Origin of the sequence: Kitasatospora brasiliensis, assembly GCF_032654805.1 — a bacterium.
GTDB classification, from domain to species: Bacteria; Actinomycetota; Actinomycetes; order Streptomycetales; family Streptomycetaceae; genus Kitasatospora; species Kitasatospora brasiliensis.
This window is the reverse complement of sequence record NZ_JAUOOW010000004.1, coordinates 745,816-761,556: the sequence shown is the minus strand read 5'-3', so window position 1 is coordinate 761,556 and position 15,741 is coordinate 745,816. Positions and strand designations below refer to the sequence as shown.

Annotated in this window: 15 protein-coding genes and 1 pseudogene; 7 read left to right on the top strand and 9 right to left on the bottom strand. The window is 74.0% G+C overall.

Annotation, left to right across the window (positions count from 1 at the left end):
• The first annotated feature begins 984 nt into the window (after window positions 1–984).
• Both QWJ13_RS19655 and QWJ13_RS19650 read left to right on the top strand, forming a co-directional pair.
• On the top strand, window positions 985–1,278 hold the full coding sequence (locus QWJ13_RS19655; protein WP_316525984.1) for a hypothetical protein: 294 nt from the start codon (window positions 985–987) through the stop codon (window positions 1,276–1,278).
• Window positions 1,279–1,486: 208 nt separating this feature from the next.
• Complete coding sequence (locus tag QWJ13_RS19650; RefSeq protein WP_316525983.1) at window positions 1,487–1,930, top strand: ArsR/SmtB family transcription factor; 444 nt, start codon at window positions 1,487–1,489, stop codon at window positions 1,928–1,930.
• On the opposite strand, the gene QWJ13_RS19645 is transcribed toward QWJ13_RS19650, so the two are convergent.
• The 3 genes from QWJ13_RS19645 to QWJ13_RS19635 form a co-directional block, all read right to left on the bottom strand.
• Window positions 1,927–3,108: an MFS transporter gene (locus QWJ13_RS19645; protein ID WP_316525982.1), complete on the bottom strand. Its 1,182-nt coding sequence runs from the start codon at window positions 3,106–3,108 to the stop codon at window positions 1,927–1,929. The two genes, QWJ13_RS19650 and QWJ13_RS19645, sit on opposite strands and share 4 nt — an antisense overlap.
• Before the next feature lie 97 nt (window positions 3,109–3,205).
• Window positions 3,206–3,523 (bottom strand): ArsR/SmtB family transcription factor, encoded by a 318-nt coding sequence (locus QWJ13_RS19640; protein WP_316525980.1) that lies wholly within the window; start codon window positions 3,521–3,523, stop codon window positions 3,206–3,208.
• Window positions 3,524–3,609: 86 nt separating this feature from the next.
• Window positions 3,610–3,906, bottom strand: coding sequence for an ArsR/SmtB family transcription factor (locus QWJ13_RS19635; protein WP_316525979.1), 297 nt, complete (start codon window positions 3,904–3,906; stop codon window positions 3,610–3,612).
• Between the two features lie 275 nt (window positions 3,907–4,181).
• Between QWJ13_RS19635 and QWJ13_RS19630 the strand changes: the two genes are divergently transcribed.
• Entirely contained in the window at window positions 4,182–4,544 is a 363-nt protein-coding gene (locus QWJ13_RS19630; protein ID WP_316525978.1) for a hypothetical protein, read from the top strand.
• Between the two features lie 69 nt (window positions 4,545–4,613).
• Here QWJ13_RS19630 and QWJ13_RS19625 read toward each other — a convergent pair whose 3' ends face one another.
• A complete protein-coding gene (locus QWJ13_RS19625) occupies window positions 4,614–5,270 on the bottom strand; it encodes a TetR family transcriptional regulator (RefSeq protein ID WP_316526033.1) in 657 nt (218 codons plus the stop codon).
• An 85-nt stretch (window positions 5,271–5,355) separates the two neighbouring features.
• Between QWJ13_RS19625 and QWJ13_RS19620 the strand changes: the two genes are divergently transcribed.
• From QWJ13_RS19620 to QWJ13_RS19605, 4 genes are all read left to right on the top strand, one after another.
• A complete protein-coding gene (locus QWJ13_RS19620) occupies window positions 5,356–6,288 on the top strand; it encodes an oxidoreductase (RefSeq protein WP_316525977.1) in 933 nt (310 codons plus the stop codon).
• A 184-nt stretch (window positions 6,289–6,472) separates the two neighbouring features.
• Complete coding sequence (locus tag QWJ13_RS19615) at window positions 6,473–7,009, top strand: GNAT family N-acetyltransferase (RefSeq protein ID WP_316525975.1); 537 nt, start codon at window positions 6,473–6,475, stop codon at window positions 7,007–7,009.
• A gap of 134 nt (window positions 7,010–7,143) precedes the next feature.
• On the top strand, window positions 7,144–7,644 hold the full coding sequence (gene tpx / locus QWJ13_RS19610) for a thiol peroxidase (RefSeq protein ID WP_316525974.1): 501 nt from the start codon (window positions 7,144–7,146) through the stop codon (window positions 7,642–7,644).
• A 298-nt stretch (window positions 7,645–7,942) separates the two neighbouring features.
• Window positions 7,943–8,470 (top strand): hypothetical protein, encoded by a 528-nt coding sequence (locus QWJ13_RS19605; protein WP_316525972.1) that lies wholly within the window; start codon window positions 7,943–7,945, stop codon window positions 8,468–8,470.
• On the opposite strand, the gene QWJ13_RS19600 is transcribed toward QWJ13_RS19605, so the two are convergent.
• The 5 genes and pseudogenes from QWJ13_RS19600 to QWJ13_RS19580 form a co-directional block, all read right to left on the bottom strand.
• On the bottom strand, window positions 8,394–9,569 hold the full coding sequence (locus QWJ13_RS19600; protein WP_316525970.1) for a GDSL-type esterase/lipase family protein: 1,176 nt from the start codon (window positions 9,567–9,569) through the stop codon (window positions 8,394–8,396). The two genes, QWJ13_RS19605 and QWJ13_RS19600, sit on opposite strands and share 77 nt — an antisense overlap.
• Window positions 9,570–9,660: 91 nt before the next feature.
• A complete protein-coding gene (locus QWJ13_RS19595) occupies window positions 9,661–10,356 on the bottom strand; it encodes a polysaccharide deacetylase family protein (RefSeq protein WP_316525969.1) in 696 nt (231 codons plus the stop codon).
• Window positions 10,357–10,558: 202 nt separating this feature from the next.
• Window positions 10,559–10,926 (bottom strand): annotated as a pseudogene (locus QWJ13_RS19590) (SDR family oxidoreductase); the annotation flags it as partial.
• Between the two features lie 190 nt (window positions 10,927–11,116).
• On the bottom strand, window positions 11,117–13,924 hold the full coding sequence (locus tag QWJ13_RS19585) for a condensation domain-containing protein (RefSeq protein ID WP_316525967.1): 2,808 nt from the start codon (window positions 13,922–13,924) through the stop codon (window positions 11,117–11,119).
• Window positions 13,921–15,711 (bottom strand): non-ribosomal peptide synthetase, encoded by a 1,791-nt coding sequence (locus QWJ13_RS19580; RefSeq protein WP_316525966.1) that lies wholly within the window; start codon window positions 15,709–15,711, stop codon window positions 13,921–13,923. Before QWJ13_RS19580 ends, QWJ13_RS19585 begins: the two co-directional genes overlap by 4 nt.
• Between the last annotated feature and the right edge of the window lie 30 nt (window positions 15,712–15,741).

The following is a 15,741-nucleotide window of genomic DNA, read 5'->3' as shown; positions in this document are numbered from 1 at the left end:
CACCACTACGACCCCACCCACATCCTCACCCCAGGCCAAACCATCCACACCCCCTAACCCCACCCACACACCCCCAACCCCCCAACCCCCCAACCCACACAGGACCGCAGAACCGGGAGGCCACGGGGGGCCAGGGGGGCCACGGGCCACGGGGGCCGCGGGCCCGGGGAGCCGGGAGGCCGGGGGCCCACGGGGGGCCAGGGGCCGCGGGGGGCCAGGGGCCGCAAGGCCACGGGGGGCCGGGAGACCGGGGGCCGCAAGGCCACGGGGGGCCAGGGGGCCAAGGGCCGCGGAGGCCGGGGGCCGCAAGGCCACGGGGGGCCGCGGGGGCCGGGGGGCGCGGGGGCTCACCACTCCCCCTCTCATTCGCTCGAAGCAGGCACGACAAGCGGCCGGGCGGATCGGGCGAGGCAGGCAGGACAGGCGGGGCGGGCAGGGCGCGCAGGCCCTCGGCGACCCGGCGCAGCGCGGGCAGGGCCGCACTTACGGCCTCGCGCTCGCCTTCGCCGACCCCACCGACCACACCTGACCCCCATCACACCCCCAAACCGGGGCGGGGGTGGCATCGCCCCCGCCACACCGGACCCCGCCGCCACCGGAACTCCACCGGCAATTCGGCACCGCCCCTGGCCCCTGCGGAGCAGCGGCCCATGAACCGCAACCACGAACACCACCCACAGGACCATCGCGCGACCACCCGCGCTTCTCCCCCTCAGGAGCGCGACAGCTCCCCCCAGGGCCGTGCCACGGACCGCGAGCCGCCACGCGCCGAAGCAGCACGGCGGCCAGGCACGGACAGATGCCGCGCCCACCCAAAACGCCTTCCCCGCCCGCTCGTTGAACCACACAGCAGGCCGGAACAGCCCCAGGGAGGGGGCCCGGCACACAGCGGAGGGGACGTTCATGGCACGGCACTGGCACGCGTACGGATGGGTCGGACGCGAGAGGACGGAGTCCAAAGGCCCCGGCGACGAATTCCCGCCCATGGAGATCAGGAACTGGCTGAAGAAACCACCGCGACTGATCCGCAACACCTTCCACACCATCGACGACGCGGTCGCATGGATGGCCGGCGAACTCGAACAACACCCCTTCCCGGATTCATACGGCACCAGCAACCAGACACGGCTGGCACACCTACGCCAAACCCTCGGCCAAACCGCCGGCTCCGACATCGCCTGGGGCTGGTACCCCAACACCAGCCAATACGTCTCCTACGCCATCATCACCTGCCCCCACCCCCACCACCACCAACCCCCCTGCCCACAGAACCCCTGACCCCCAACCCCCACCACAGACAACCCAGAGACCACACCAACAACCCACGACAACAACACCGCCGAACACAACCACCCATAAACACCACAACACGACACAAACGACCGGCACGGCAACAAGGCGGGGCGGGCAGGCGGCACGACGGTCATAGCGGGCAGGGCGGACGTAGTAGCGTCACACTCGTCAAGTCACGCACACCACGCGGACTTTGACCACCACACACACGGGGGCCGAACACGAGGAAGAGGCGGCAGGCATGGGACGAACGCACCCGACAACACGAGTGATCGCGCACCCCGACATCGAAGACGTGAGCATCCAACAAGTCCTCGAAGCACTCGCCGACCCCGCCCGCCGAACTGTGATCCACACACTCGCGCACTCCACAACCCACCTCAGCTGCGGCTCCATCCACCTCCCCGTAGGACGATCGACCACCAGCCACCACTTCACCGTCCTGCGCCAAGCAGGACTCCTCCGCCAGTACTACAAAGGCACCACCAAAATGAACACCCTCCGCACCCAAGAACTCGAACAACGCTTCCCCGGCCTCCTCACCGCCATCCTCACCGCCACCAACACCGAAACCCAACACACCGCGGGGGCGCGGGCCGAGGACCGACAAGGCGACCAGGAGGCGGAAGACAGCTAAGGCCGGTCGAGGCGAGGGTCAGGGCCCAGGCGGCGTCGGAGGAGGACGGCCGCCAGGGCGGCTGTGGCGAGGGCGGCGCCGGCCAGGGGGAGGTGGCGGGGGCCGGCCGTGGTGACGACGGCGCCACCCAGGGCGGTGCCCAGGGTGATGCCGAGGTTGGAGAAGGAGATGAAGAGGCTGTTGCCGAACTCGGGGGCGTCGGTGGCGTCGCGGGCGAGGTGGGACTGGGCCACGGCCAGGCCCCCGGAGTGGACGGCGCCCCAGAGGAGGACGGCGGCGAGCATGGGCAGGGGGTGGGGGCCGACGGCGTCGAGGAGGAGGTAGAGGGCGAGGTAGAGGAGCGGGTAGGCGGTGATGGTGCGGGCCGGGGCGCGTTCCAGCAGGCGGCCGAAGACGGTGTTGCCGGCGGTCATGACGATGCCGAAGGCCATCAGGGCGGGGCCGGTGAGGCGGGCGCTGAGGCCGGTGGTGGTCTCCAGGTATTCGGCGATGTAGCCGTAGCCGCTGAACATCGCGGCGAACACCAGGGTGACGGCCGCGATCGCCAGCCACAGCCGGCTTCGCCGCAGGATTCCCAACTGTCCGCCGTAGGTGGGCTTTTGTGTTTCCGGGAGGTCGGGGAAGAACGCGAGGACGCCGAAGCAGGCGAGGAGGTTGACGCCGGCCGCGCACCAGAACGCGGCGGGTGGTGAGAGGCGGTCGGCGAGGAAGGAGGTGAGGGGGACGCCGAACGCGAAGCCGGCGCTGACGCCGGCGAAGACGGTGGTGGCGGCGCGCGCGGCCTTGCCGGGTGCGGCCAGGCGGGTGGCGGCGGTCAGGGCGAGGGCGAAGAAGACGGGGTGGAACAGGGCGGGCAGGATCCGCCAGGCCAGGACGAGGGGGAAGGAGTCGGCGAGCGCGTAGACGGCGTTGGCGGCGGCGAAGACGGCAAGTGCCGTGGCCAGGACGGTCTTTCGGCGCCACCGGGATGCCAGGAGCACGCCGACGGGGCCGGTGGCGGCGACGGTGAGGGCGAAGGCGCTGATCAGGGTGCCGGCGGTGGCCGGGGTGGTGTGCAGTCGCTCGGCGAGGGCCGGAAGGACGCCGACGACGCCCATCTCGGTGGTGATGATGCCGAACACGCCCAGAGCCAGGACCGGTATGGCCAGGGCGCTCGGGGTGGCAGCGGTGCGTGGCACGACGACCTCCATGGGATAGACAAATCTAGATAATTAGATGCGTTGGAGCGAAAGGAAAGGGGCGCCCATCGGGACGCCCCCACGGGGAGGAATGGTGTCAGAGTTCGTCGCGCACGTACGCGGCGAAGGCGGCGATGGTCTCCTCGTTGCGCCGGTAGAAGGTCCACTTGCCGACGCGTTCGGACACCAGCAGTCCCGCCTCGCGCAGGATCTGGAGGTAGCCGGAGACGACCGACTGGGCCAGTCCCGACCGTTCCCGGATGTCGGTGACGCACACGCCGATGTGGAAGCCGACACCGCGCTCGCGGTAGTACGCCTCGTCGAAGTAGCGCTCGGGCGTCTTGAGCCAGCGCAGGAAGTCCGCACGCGCCGGGTTGGCGAGCGCCTTGTGCACGGCCAGCGGGTCAAGGTCCATCGCGCACGCTCCTCTCGCCGTCCGCCCCCTCGGGGACGCATCCAATATTCTAGATACGTCATGGGGTGTCAAGGCGGGCCGGAGCCTCAGGGGGCGTCGCCGGACAGGTCGGGCCTGAGCCAGCGCACGGCGATGTGCTCCAGCGGCGCGGTGTTCAGGTCGTGGAAGCGGTAGCGACCCTCGCGGCGCACCCACACCAGACCCGCGGCCTCCAGCACCGCCAGGTGCTGGCTGACCGCCTGCCGGGAATGGCCCAGCGCGTGCCGCCTCGCCAACCGCGCGCAGATCCCGGACAGCGACTGCCCGTCACACTCGGCCAGCTCGTCCAGGATCAGGCGGCGGGTGGGATCCGCCAGCGCCTTCCACACACCGTCATCCGTCACCGCCCCACCTTAGGCAAGCCGCTGCTTGCGCATCAAATGAGGGGCGGCGCCGGACAGCCGGGGAGGGTGCGCGCCGGACAGGGAGCGGGCGTGCCGGGCGGCGGGCGACGGCCGTACGCGCCGGGTGGCGCGCGAGACTACGGGACAGCGGCGCGGGTAGTGCGGTGACGCGCCGATGGTTCACTCGCACGAGTGATTGTGACGCTGCGCACAACGGCGGACACTCTGGGTATCCGGAGGGCCTACGGGGCCCTCCCGGCGCAAGGAGAGCCGCCATGACCGCAGTCGAACCGTCCGCCAGCCAGGTGCCGCAGATCGCGCACAGCTCGCAGCCCTCCGGCCACACCGCGAGCCTCGCGGACATCGGCGGCAACGTCGGTGCCGTGTGGCGGGCCTGGTGGACCTGGTCCCCGGGCAACGGGACCTTCAACCTCCAGCTGCCCTGGAACGTCATCGGCATCGACTCGACGGTCGTCATCACCGCCAGCGAGATCGACTCCAACGGCAACCGGTTCGTCGGCGCCGCGCCCTTCCAGATCTCCAGCATCGCCCCCGGCAACGGCGTCGTGACCTTCAAGATCAACATCGGGTGGAACAGCCCCCTGCCCATGCGCACCGACGTGCTCGTCTTCAACTGACCCACCGAAGCCCAGGCCCTACCCGCCGTCGGGGTGCGCACCCCGACGGCGGGTGCGGTCTGCCGAGGGTCAGACGCCGGTGCGCACCACGGCGTCCAGGGCCGGGGCGATGACGGCGAAGCAGTCGTCCGTCAGAACGGCGATATCCACCGCGCCACCGCCAGCGCCACCACCGTCGCCGGTGCCGCCACGGCTGCCGGCCGCGCTCCAGCGCTGAAGCACCTCGTGGAAGGCCGACAGGGCCATGTCCGCGGCCAGCCGCGGATACAGCTCACGCACGGCGTCCAGCCCCAGGCGGCCCGCCAGCTCGACGGCGAGCTCGTCACGCCACTGCGCCTGGCGCTCCAGGAAACGGGCCAGCAGGGCGGGCGTGGTCAGGATCAGCCGCACCACCTTGCGCGCCCGCCCCTCATGGCCGGCACAGTCCTCCACGCACCGCCACACCGCGTGCCGCAACGCCACCGACGGCGCCTCCGAGGCCGGACGGCGGGCCAGCTCCTCGCGCATGGCGGCACCGAGCGCGGTCAGGAACTGGACGACCACGTCCTCCTTGGACGCGAAGTAGCGGAAGAACGTCCGCTTGGACACCCCCGCGGCCGTGGCGATCTCGTCCACCGTGACGGCCTCGAAACCCCGCTCCGCCAACAGGTCCAGCGCACAACTGGTCAGCTCGTCGGCGACGAGCTGACGCTTGCGCTGGGCCAGGGTGGGCACGGGTGGGGAGATCACCGACCCATCGTAGCCCACGCGCCATGCATGTCACGAGACGTCAGGCTTGACACTTGGTGACACGCAGGGCAGCGTGAGCCGCATGAACCCAAGCAACCCGACCACCCCCGACACCGCTCCCGGCGCCGAACCCGACCTCGCCGGGCGGGTGTTCGTCATCACCGGCGCCAGCAGCGGCCTGGGCCTGGCCACCACCACCGCCCTCGCCCGCCGCGGCGCCCGCGTCGTCCTCGCCGTACGCGACGAGGCCAAGGGCCGCCACGCCGCCGCCCGTCTGACCGCCTTACACCCCTGCGCCCCGGTCGAAGTGCGCCACCTGGAGCTGTCCGACCCCCACTCCGTCCACACCTTCGCCAAGGGCCTGCGCGCCGACGGCGTCCACCCCGACGTCCTGATCAACAACGCCGGCGTCATGGCACCCCCGCACACCCTCACCCCGCAGGGCCACGAGCTCCAGTTCGCCGTCAACCACCTCGGCCACTTCGCCCTCACCGCCCACCTGATCGACCTGCTCGCCCACGGCCACGACCCCCGCGTGGTCACCGTCACCTCCGTCAACCACCGCCGCGCCAGCCTCGACCTCCGCAACCCCGACCAGCACCCCTACTCCCCCATGGGCCACTACAACCGCTCCAAACTCGCCAACGCCGTCTTCGCCCTCGAACTCCACCGCCGTCTGACCGCCGCCGCCCACCCCGTGCGCAGCGTCCTCGCCCACCCCGGCTATGCCGCCACCGCGCTCCCCGGCACCGGCTCCGTCCACGCCGTGCGACTGCTCTTCGGGCACCTGCTGCGCCCGCTCGCCCAATCCCCCGAGCGCGGGGCCCTGTCCCAACTCCACGCGGCCACCGCCCCCGGAGTGCGCGGCGGAGAACTCTACGGGCCCGGCGGGATCGGCGAACTCCGCGGAGCCCCGAAGCGCCTGGAACCCGCCGCACGAGCGCGCGACGCCGAAACCGGACGACGCCTGTGGGACCTGTCCCAGGAACTCACGGGAGTGCACTTCACCCTGTGAACGCGGCACAGCGCGGCACTGCCCGCGCGGCACTGCCCGGCGCCCGGGTGCCCGACCGTCCGGTGGGAAATCCGGGTGCGCGGCGGCGGGGCGCTCTGCTAGGACAGCGGGCATGGACGACGACACCGGTACAGGCACGGACAGCTCGGCGGGGACGGGCTTTCGCGCGGGCGGGGAGGGCCTCGTGACGGCCCGACTCGTCCTGCACCCGCTCACCCCGGCCCTGGCCCGGGGCATCACCGCCGCCGCCGACGACGGCACAGGCGCCTCGGGCACCCCGGACGCGAACGGCCCGGACGGGCTGTGGGCGCGAGGCTACCCGGCACCCGCGGACATCGCCGGCGCCCGCCGCTTCCTCGACGTGTGCGCGCAAGGCGGCAGCGGCCCGTACGGCGCCTACGAGATCCGCCGCCGCGAGGACGGCCTCGCCATCGGCGGCGCCGGCTTCCACGGCCCCGCCGACGACCAGGGCACCGTCACCGTCGGCTACGGCCTGATCCCCGCCGCCCGCGGCCACGGCTACGCCTCCGAAGCCCTGCGGGCCCTGCTCGCCCATGCCCGCCGCGCCGGGGCCCGACGCGTCCTGGCCGACACCCACCTGCACAACACCGCCTCCCGCCGCGTCCTGACCGCCGGCGGAATGCGCCAATGGGCCGACGACGGACACCTGGCCCACTACGAGACCACCTGGCACCACGCCCCCGCCCCGGGCGCCCCCTGAGACCGCGACCGCGCACAGCGAGGCCGCGTCCAAGCCGTCTCCAAGCCGTCTCGAAGCCGTCTCACGGAGGGGCCGGGGGCGGGCAGTAGGATCGGCGGCGTTACATCCCGTATACCGTTGGTAGGAGGCTTTCCATGGCTCAGGTCACGCTGAAGGGGAACCCGGTGCAGGTCGGCGGCACGCTGCCGACCGCCGGCAGCCAGGCGCCCGGCTTCACCCTCGTCGGCGAGGGGCTCGCGGACGTGTCGCTCAAGGACTTCGCGGGTCGGCGCAAGGTCCTGAACATCTTCCCCAGCATCGACACCCCGACCTGCGCGACCTCGGTGCGCACGTTCAACGCCAAGGCCGCCTCGCTCGACAACACCGTGGTGCTGTGCGTGTCGGCCGACCTGCCGTTCGCGCAGGCCCGCTTCTGCGGCTCCGAGGGCCTGGACAACGTCAAGACCCTCTCCACCCTGCGCGGCCGGGACTTCCACGACACCTACGGCGTGGCGATCGCCGACGGCCCGCTGGCCGGACTGACCGCCCGCGCCGTCGTCGTCCTGGACGAGAACGACACCGTCCTGCACACCGAACTCGTCGCCGAGATCGCCGACGAGCCGAACTACGAGGCCGCGCTCAGCGCCCTCAACTGACCCACCCGGCGCCCTGGGCGCCTCGTGCGGCGGCCCGCCACCACGACCCGGCCCTTGCGGCGGAGCTCGGGGGGCGGGCCGACCCGTACGGCGTGTGCACGGCTGGAATCCGGCGACCTCCGTGGGTTCGCTTGAAGGCGGTGCCGAACGCGAACGGGTCGGTGCACTCGACTTGGTGGACCATGGCGATGCCGGTGTGGCCTCCCCATACCGCGATGAGTACCCGTACTCATGCGCCGGCGGGCGCGCTCCGCGAGGCTCGACCCGTACTCGCCGCCGCGCCACCGGGAGCCCGACCGTGCCCGCACCTGTCGACGACGTGAGCCCGGCAGCGAGGACGGCTGCGGCGCCGGCGCGGCTGATGCGGCTCGGGGCGGCGCTGTGGGGTGGCGCGCCGTTCTACGCGATCGCGATGCGCCCACCGACCGGGAGCTCGCTGCCGCCCCGGGAGGAGTGGGGCGCCGCCGAGGCGGAGACCGCCCAAGTCGACGGCCTCGTCCGGGGGTTGTCCGCGCTCCTGATCTTCGTCGCCGCCGCACTGGCGGTCTCGGCCTGGGCGTTCGCCGCCCGCCGGTTCCGGCGCGGGCTGCGGTACGCGGCGGGGTTCGCCGCCGGTACGGCCGTCGGCACCGCACTGCTGGCCGTCGCCGGGACGCGGCTGGTCTTCGACGGGCCGCGCAGTCCGGCGGGCCTCGGCGCCCTGGTGCCGCTACTGCTCGTCAGCCTGGCCGCCCTGGTACTCGGCGGCCTCACCCGCAGGACGGCGCCCAGGGGCCCAGCAGGCCGAGCCGGGCGCAGGCCAGTTCGGCGAAGCGCGACGCGATGAGCCGGTGGGCCTCTGGGGAGGGGTGGAGGCCGTCGGGCAGCGGGTGGGCGTCGTGGTCGGGCGGGCCGTAGAGCGACAGGCCGTCCAGGTAGTGCAACTCCCGGTCACCCTCGGCCTGTCGGTCGGCGACGATCCGGGCCAGTTCCGCCCGGATGACGGTGAGCGTGAGGCGGCCGGCGGCGCGCTCGGCGGGGTCTCCGGTGGCCCGGAAGCGCAGGGTGCCGTCACTGAAGTCGGCGGCGAGCGGGCCCGGGGTGTCCTCGTGGACGGGGCAGAGCAGCGGGGAGACCACCAGCAGCGGTGTGGCCGGGTGGCCGTCGCGGATGGTGTCCAGGAAGCCGTGGACGGCCGGAGTGAAGGCCCGCAGCCGCATCAGGTCGCTGTTCACCAGGTTGATGCCGAGCTTGAGGCTGATCAGGTCCGCGGGGGTGTCGCGGATGGTGCGGGCGATGAAGGGGTCGAGCAGGGCGCCGCCGCCGAAGCCGAGGTTGGTCAGGTCCAGCCCCGCGCCGTTGGCCACCAGGGCGGGCCAAGTGCCGGTCGGGTGCGTCGCGTTGGAGCCGTGGCTGATCGAACTGCCGTGGTGCAGCCAGCGTTTGCGGGTGCCGCTCGGGGTCGGCTCGATCGGGGCGTCGGTGTCGAGGGCGATCAGTTCGGTGGTCTCGGTGTGCGGGAGCCAGATCTCGACGGTCTTGTCCCGCTCCGGCAGGCCGGTGAAGTGGGCGCTGCCGGGCGGGCCTTCGGCCAGTTCGACGCGGCCGGTGGACAGGTCGACGGTGCGCAGGTTGCCGCCGGGGACGCCGGCCCGCGCGGTGAGGCGGCCGTCCACCAGGAGGTCGTAGACGCCGTCCGGGACGTTCGGGACGCCCGGGTAGGCCCGCTTGGTGGGGACGGCGTGCAGCGTGATCGTGGTGGCGCGGGTACGGAATGCCAGTCGGACGCCGGAGGGCTGGGACTCGGCCATCGCGAGCTGTTCGTCCGGGATGCGTCGGCGGGCGCCGGCGGGCAGCCGGTGCGGCAGCAGGCCACGGCGGGTGCGCTCGACGTCGAGGTGTCCGAGGAGGAGGTCCTCGGTGATGGGGGTGGTGATCGTCGTCATGGCGCCTCTCCGGTTCGTCCGGTCAGCCTACGAGTCACCCGAGAGGCTGATCAACCGGGTTGTCCGCCGCGCCCGCTACCGCCGAACGGGCTCAGCCGCAGAGCGTGGCGAAGGTGTAGCCGCGCGCCTTGAGCGTGGAGATGATCGTCGGCAGTGCGGCCACGGTCTGGCTGCGGTCCCCGCCGCCGTCGTGCAGCAGGATGACCGATCCGGGGCGGACGTTGTCCAGCACCCGCGAGCGGATGGCGGCCGTGCCGGGGCGGGACCAGTCCGCCGGGTCCACCGACCAGAGCACCACCTGCTTGCCGAGCGCCGAGGCCTTCGAGCGCACCGTGCCGTTGACCGCGCCGTACGGCGGGCGCAGGCAGCTCGGGGTGCGGCCGGTCTGCGCGCGGATGGCCCGGTCGGTGTCGGCCACCTGGGCGTTGAGCGCGGAGGCGGAGAGCTTGCGCAGGTCCGGGTGCGACCAGGTGTGGTTCTGCACGCTGTGGCCCTGTCGGGCGACCTGGGCGGTCACCGAGGGGTGGGCGGCGACGTTCTGCCCGATCTCGAAGAAGGTCGCGCGCACCCCGGAGCGGGAGAGCGTCGCCAGGACCTTGGGCGTGTAGGCGGGGCTGGGGCCGTCGTCGAAGGTCAGGTAGACCACCTTGGCGGCCTTGGGACCGGCCGCCTGCGCCTGCGTCACGGGCAGGGTCACCGCCGCTCCCGCCGCCAGGGCGACGACGAGTGCGCCGATCGCGGTCCTGAACCTGCCAACTGCCGTGCGCCTGCCGAATCGTACGGACATGCCTGCCCCCTGCGGTCGGAACTCCGGTGCACCGGCCAGTCTGCTCCGGACGGCCCTCCGGCCGCGACCCACCGCCGGTCGCGAGCGAACGGAATCGGCCAGCCGTGCCGGGGCGCTGTCGGGGCATGGCGTTCAGCACTCAGCGGAAGGCGGCGAGGTGCTCGAAGACCCAGTGGTGGAACGGCCGGGCGGCGGTTCCGGTGAGCCGCTCGACGGCCGCGTTCTCGCGGGCCGAGCCCAGGTGCGGATGCGTCCGCACGGTGATGGAGGACACCAGCACCACGTGCTCGACGCCCGCCTGTCGGGCGGCGCCGAGGACGCCGGCATCGGAGCCGATCCGCGACACCAGGAACAGCGAGCGCACCCCGTCGAGGGCGGTCGCCCGGAAGGCCGGGTCGGCGAGGTCGCCCTCGCGCACCTCCACCCACTCCGGGAATCCCGCCCTGGCGGCGTCCCGGGTGAGCCTCGGACGGGGCCCGCGCCCGATGCGCGCAGTTCGTCGAGCAGTGCCCGTCCGACTGGGCGCTGCTGCGGGCGATCACCCTGGACGAGCCGTGGGAGGAGGAGCAGCTGCTCACGGCGGACAACCGGCTCCAGGAACGCCTCGCCGAGGAGTCCGCCGACCAGGCGGTGTCGGCCCTGCTCGCCGGCAGCGGCCGCACCCGGCGCACCCGCGGCCTCGCGGCCTCCGGCTGCGACGACTCCGGTAGCGCGGGCGGGGGAGGCCGGGCGGGCCGGGCTCCTCCGCCCGCGGCGGGGCTCAGCGGACCATCGCCGCCAGGACGCTGCGCCAGTCCTCGCCCGGTTCGGGGGTCAGCGGAGCGGCCAGGGTGTCCGCACGGTAGTGCCAGGGGCGGCGGAGGTCCTCCTCGGCGTCGGGGGTGGTGGCGATCGGGCTGGCGGAGCCGAGCAGGCGGACCAGTTCGGCGCTGAAGTCGGCCCAGGAGACGTGTCCGCTCACCGCGTTGACGACCCGGCCGGCGGCGGGGTGGTCCGGGGTGAGGCAGGCGGCCAGGGCGCGGGCCAGGGCGGCGGCGTGCACCCAGGAGGCGCCGTACCACTCCTCGCCGGCCGGCAGGCTGATCGGCCGGCCGGCCACGGCGGCCTGGTAGAGGGGGCCGGTGGCGCCCCAGCGGAGCTGGTCGCGCAGGCGGTGGTGTGGACCCCAGACGATCGGGGCGCGGACGGCGGCCGCCGGGCCGCGGCCGGTCGCGGCGGCGGCCTCGAAGAGGATGCGCTCGCAGTCCAGCTTGGCCTGGCCGTAAGGGGTGACGGGCGCGCCGCTGGGGCCGCCCTCGGGGACTTCGGTGCCCGCCGGGCGGCCGTACGCGTCGATGCTGCTGACGAAGACGAACGGGCCGCCACGCCAGCCGTCGACCAGCGCGCGCATGGCGGCGAGGTCGGTGGCGTGGTCGGTGAAGGTGCAGGCGGCGTGGATGACGGCGTCGACGCCCTCGACGGCCCGGCGCAGGCCGTCCAGGTCACCGAGGTCGCCCTCGGCCACCTCGGCGCCGTTCAGTGCGGGCAGGTGCGCGGACTCGGGCCGCACCAGCACCCGGACCGGTCGGCCCTGGGCCATCAGCTCCTGGAGCACCGCCGCGCCGACCCCGCCGGTGGCGCCGGTGAGCAGGACGGTGCCGGTGCGCGCGCCGGTGCTCCGCGGGCGGGCGCCACTCCGGGCGGGGGTGGCGCGGCGCTCGTCCTCGCGGGCGGCGAGCAGCGCGGCCAGGGCGCGCGGGGTGCGCTGCTCCAGAATGTCCAGGCCGGTCAGCGGCAGCCCCATCCGGGTCCGCAGGCGCTCCGCGAGCTGGACGGCGACCAGCGAATGCCCACCCAAGGCGAAGAAATCGCCGTCGGCCGCCGGAGTCGCACCCAGCAGCTCACCGAACGCCTGCCGCACCACCTCCAGCGGGCCCTGCTTCGACGCGCCGGCGCCGGGCAGCCGCTCGCGGTCGAGGGTGCCGTCGGGGTGGCGGGGCAGGTCGTCCACCAGGGTGACGGCGCAGGGCAGTTCGGCGGCCGGCACGCGCCCGCGCAGGGCGGCCCGCAGGGCGGCTCCGCTCGGAGTGACCGGCCCGCGCACCACCGCGTAGGCGAGCGGCGGCCCGTCGACGGTCTCGACCACGCCCGCCTCGGCCACCGCGGGATCGGCCAACAGGCCCTCCACTACTGGGTGTTCGGAGGATGCCAACCGCTCCCCGGGCAGTTCGGAGAGCCGTCGCTCCGGGCCGTCGGCCACGGCGGCGAGCAGCGCGGTGAAGGCGTCGAGCAGCCGGGCGCCGGTGTCCCGGTCCAGCGCGTCCCGGTCGTGCTGCACCAGCACGCGCGGCCGCGGGCTGTCCTCCAGCAGCAGGGTGAGGCCGAACTTGGCCAATCCCAGGTCGAGTTCCACGTTCTCGGCGTCCAGGCCGGGCAGCACCAGCGGGTCGACGATCGGCACCACGTCGCAGCTGACCGAGAGCAGCGGGGTGCCGTTCTCGCCGCGCGCGGCCGCGCCGAGCCGTTCGACCACCAGGTCGAGCGGCACCTCGTGGTGCTGCTGCGCGTCGAGCAGGGCGGTACGGACCAGCGCGAGCAGTTCGGTGAACGACGGATCTCCGGACGGAATCGCCCGAACCGCAAGGGTGTTGACCGCGAGCCCGACGGTCCGGCGGAACTCGGGCCGCGCGCGGTGGCCACTGGCGCAGCCGAGGACGAGGTCGTCCTGCCCGGAGGCGGTGCGCAGGGCGGCGAACGCGGCGGCCAGGACGACGGTGAACAGCGTGGCGCCGTGCCGCGCGCCGAGGCGGCGCAGTTCTTCCACCACGGCCGGGTCCAGCGGGGCGGTGTGCAGCGCGGCGCGGCGCTCGCGGGCGCCGGGCGGGACGGGCCGCAGCAGCGACAGCGGCCGGGCTCCGGCAAGTCCGGCCGCGAGGGTGTCGGCGGCGGCCGTCAGCTCGGCTTCGCGGGCGCGCTCCTGCCGGGCGTAGTCGGCGTACGAGGGGGCCGGCGACGGGAGCCGGTTCGGCACGCCGTCGCGCGCGGCCCGGTACAGCTCGGCGAGGTCCGCCGCGAGGAAGCGCAACGAACCTCCGTCCACCGCGATGTGATGGATCGTCAACAGGAGCGTGTGGTCCTCGGCGTCGTGCCGCAGGAGCAGGGCGCGCAGCACCGGGCCGGTGGCGAGGTCGAAGGGGCGGGCGGCCTCGGCGGCGAGCTGCTCCGGTCCGGTGGCGTCCAGCACCGGCAGCGGCACGGGGGTGACCGGGTCGATCTGCTGGTACGGCTGGTCGCCCCGGCGGGGGTAGCGGGTGCGCAGGACGGCGTGCCGTTCGGTCAGGCCGGTGAGCGCGGTGGCGAGGGCCGGGTGGTCGAGCGGGCCGCGCAGCCGGGTGGCGATCGGCACGTTGTAGAGGGCGCCGCCCTGGCCGAGGCGGTCCATCAGCCACATCCGCTGCTGGGCGTGCGAGAGCGGGGCCGGGTCGGCGTGCGCGGCGGGGGCGGGAACGGCGGTGGTGGCAGTGGTGGCGGTGGTGGCGCGGCGGCTGCGGGCACGGCGCAGCAGGTCGGTCTGGTCGGCGATGCTCATCGGTCGGCTCCGGGGGTGTCGTCGGCGGCCCGCAGGGCGCGTTCCAGCAGCTCGGCCTGGGCGGCGACGGTCGGGTGGTCGAGGAAGTCGGCGAGCGAGAGTTCGACGCCGAGGTCCTCCCGCAGGTCGTCCACCACCCACATGGCGAGCAGCGAGTGTCCGCCTTCGGCGAGGAAGTCGGCGGCCGGGTCGGTGATCGGGCGTTCCAGTGCCCGGCTCCAGGCCTCGGCCACGACCTGCTGGATCGGGCCGAGTTCGGCGTCGGCGGACGGCTTCGCCTCGGCCGGCCGGTCGTCGGCGAGTGCCCGCCGGTCGACCTTTCCGCTACCGGTCAGCGGCAGCGTGGTGAGCACGGTCCAGGCGGTGGGCACCAGGTGGGCGGGCAGGTGTTCGGCGAGCCGGGCGCGCAGCGCCTCGACGGCCGGGCGGGCTCCTTCGGCGAGCACCAGGCAGGCGGTGAGCGCGGCGTCGGCCTGCCCGGCGCCGCGGACCACGACCGCCGCTTCGGCGACTTCGGGCAGCTGGAGCAGCGCGTGCTCCACCTCGCCCGGTTCGATCCGGAAGCCGCGCACCTTGACCTGGTCGTCGGTGCGCCCGTGGTACTCCAGGGTGCCGTCCGGGAGCCTGCGGACCCGGTCGCCGCTGCGGTAGGCGCGGCCGATGCCGGGCAGTTCCCGGAAGCGCTCGGCGGTCAGTTCCGGGCGGCCGAGGTAGCCGAGGGCCAGTCGGTCGCCGGCGATCCACAGTTCGCCGACGGCGCCCGGTGCCACCGGTGCGAGCCGCTCGTCCAGGATGTGGGCGTGGGCGCCGCCGAAGGTCCGGCCGATCGGGACGGAGCCGGCGCAGTCGGCCCGGGTGACCCGGTGCAGGGTGGTGAAGGTGGTGGCCTCGGTCGGCCCGTACCCGTTGACCAGTTCGAGCCAGGGGAAGGCCCGCAGCACGGCGCCCGCGTGCTCGGCGGAGATCGCCTCGCCGCCGACGACCAGGGTGCGCAGCACGCCGAAGATCCGGGAGCGCCGGGCGGCCAGGTGGTGGAAGAGCGCGGTGGTGAGGAAGAGGGTGGTGACGCCGAAGCTCTCGACGTCGCGGACCAGGTCCTCGGCGCTGGGCCGCTCGCTCGGGGAGACGGCCACGGCGGCGCCGTGGGCGAGTGGGGCCCACACTTCGAGGGTGGCGGCGTCGAAGGAGACGGTGGAGTGGAAGAGCATCCGGTCGCGCGGGCCGAGGGTGATCGCGTCCTCGGCGGTGACCAGGTCGGTGACGGCGCGGTGCGGGACGAGGACGCCCTTGGGGCGGCCGGTGGAGCCGGAGGTGTAGTAGAGCAGGGCGGGCGCGGCCGGGTCGGTGGCGTCGGGCGCCGCCGGGAGGTCGGTGGCCTCGGTGCCGCGTTCGGTCAGCACCAGGGTGCGGTCCTCGGGGAACCCGGCCTCGGCGAGCAGTCCCTTGTCACCGAGGACGAGCCGGACGTCGGCGTCGGCGGCCATCTCGGCGATCCGCGGGCGCGGGTAGGCCGGGTCGAGCGGGACGACCAGGGCGCCGGTCCGCCAGACGGCGAGCTGGGCGAGGACGAGCCGGGTGGAGCGGGCGCAGAGCAGGCCGACGGCGCTGCCGGGGCCGATGCCCCGGCCGGCCAGTAGGGCGGCCAACCGTCCTGCGGCGTCGGCGAGTTCGCGGAAGGTCAGGACGGTGGAGCCGTCGGTCACGGCGAGTGCGTCGGGCTGCCGTTCGGCCTGCCGGGCGATCAGGGCGGGCAGGGTCGGGAGGGCGGGCAGGGCGGGAGAGGTCATGGTGGTCGTCCTTCCGGGCGACCCGGCCGG

Coding starts and splice junctions, on each gene's coding strand:
- QWJ13_RS19600 (WP_316525970.1), bottom strand. CDS start 9,569: ATGACGACGATCACCACCCCCATCACCGAGGACCTCCTCCTCGGACAC.
- QWJ13_RS19640 (WP_316525980.1), bottom strand. CDS start 3,523: ATGGACCTTGACCCGCTGGCCGTGCACAAGGCGCTCGCCAACCCGGCG.
- QWJ13_RS19580 (WP_316525966.1), bottom strand. CDS start 15,711: ATGACCTCTCCCGCCCTGCCCGCCCTCCCGACCCTGCCCGCCCTGATC.
- tpx (WP_316525974.1), top strand. CDS start 7,144: ATGGCTCAGGTCACGCTGAAGGGGAACCCGGTGCAGGTCGGCGGCACG.
- QWJ13_RS19585 (WP_316525967.1), bottom strand. CDS start 13,924: ATGAGCATCGCCGACCAGACCGACCTGCTGCGCCGTGCCCGCAGCCGC.
- QWJ13_RS19655 (WP_316525984.1), top strand. CDS start 985: ATGGAGATCAGGAACTGGCTGAAGAAACCACCGCGACTGATCCGCAAC.
- QWJ13_RS19595 (WP_316525969.1), bottom strand. CDS start 10,356: ATGTCCGTACGATTCGGCAGGCGCACGGCAGTTGGCAGGTTCAGGACC.
- QWJ13_RS19620 (WP_316525977.1), top strand. CDS start 5,356: ATGAACCCAAGCAACCCGACCACCCCCGACACCGCTCCCGGCGCCGAA.
- QWJ13_RS19630 (WP_316525978.1), top strand. CDS start 4,182: ATGACCGCAGTCGAACCGTCCGCCAGCCAGGTGCCGCAGATCGCGCAC.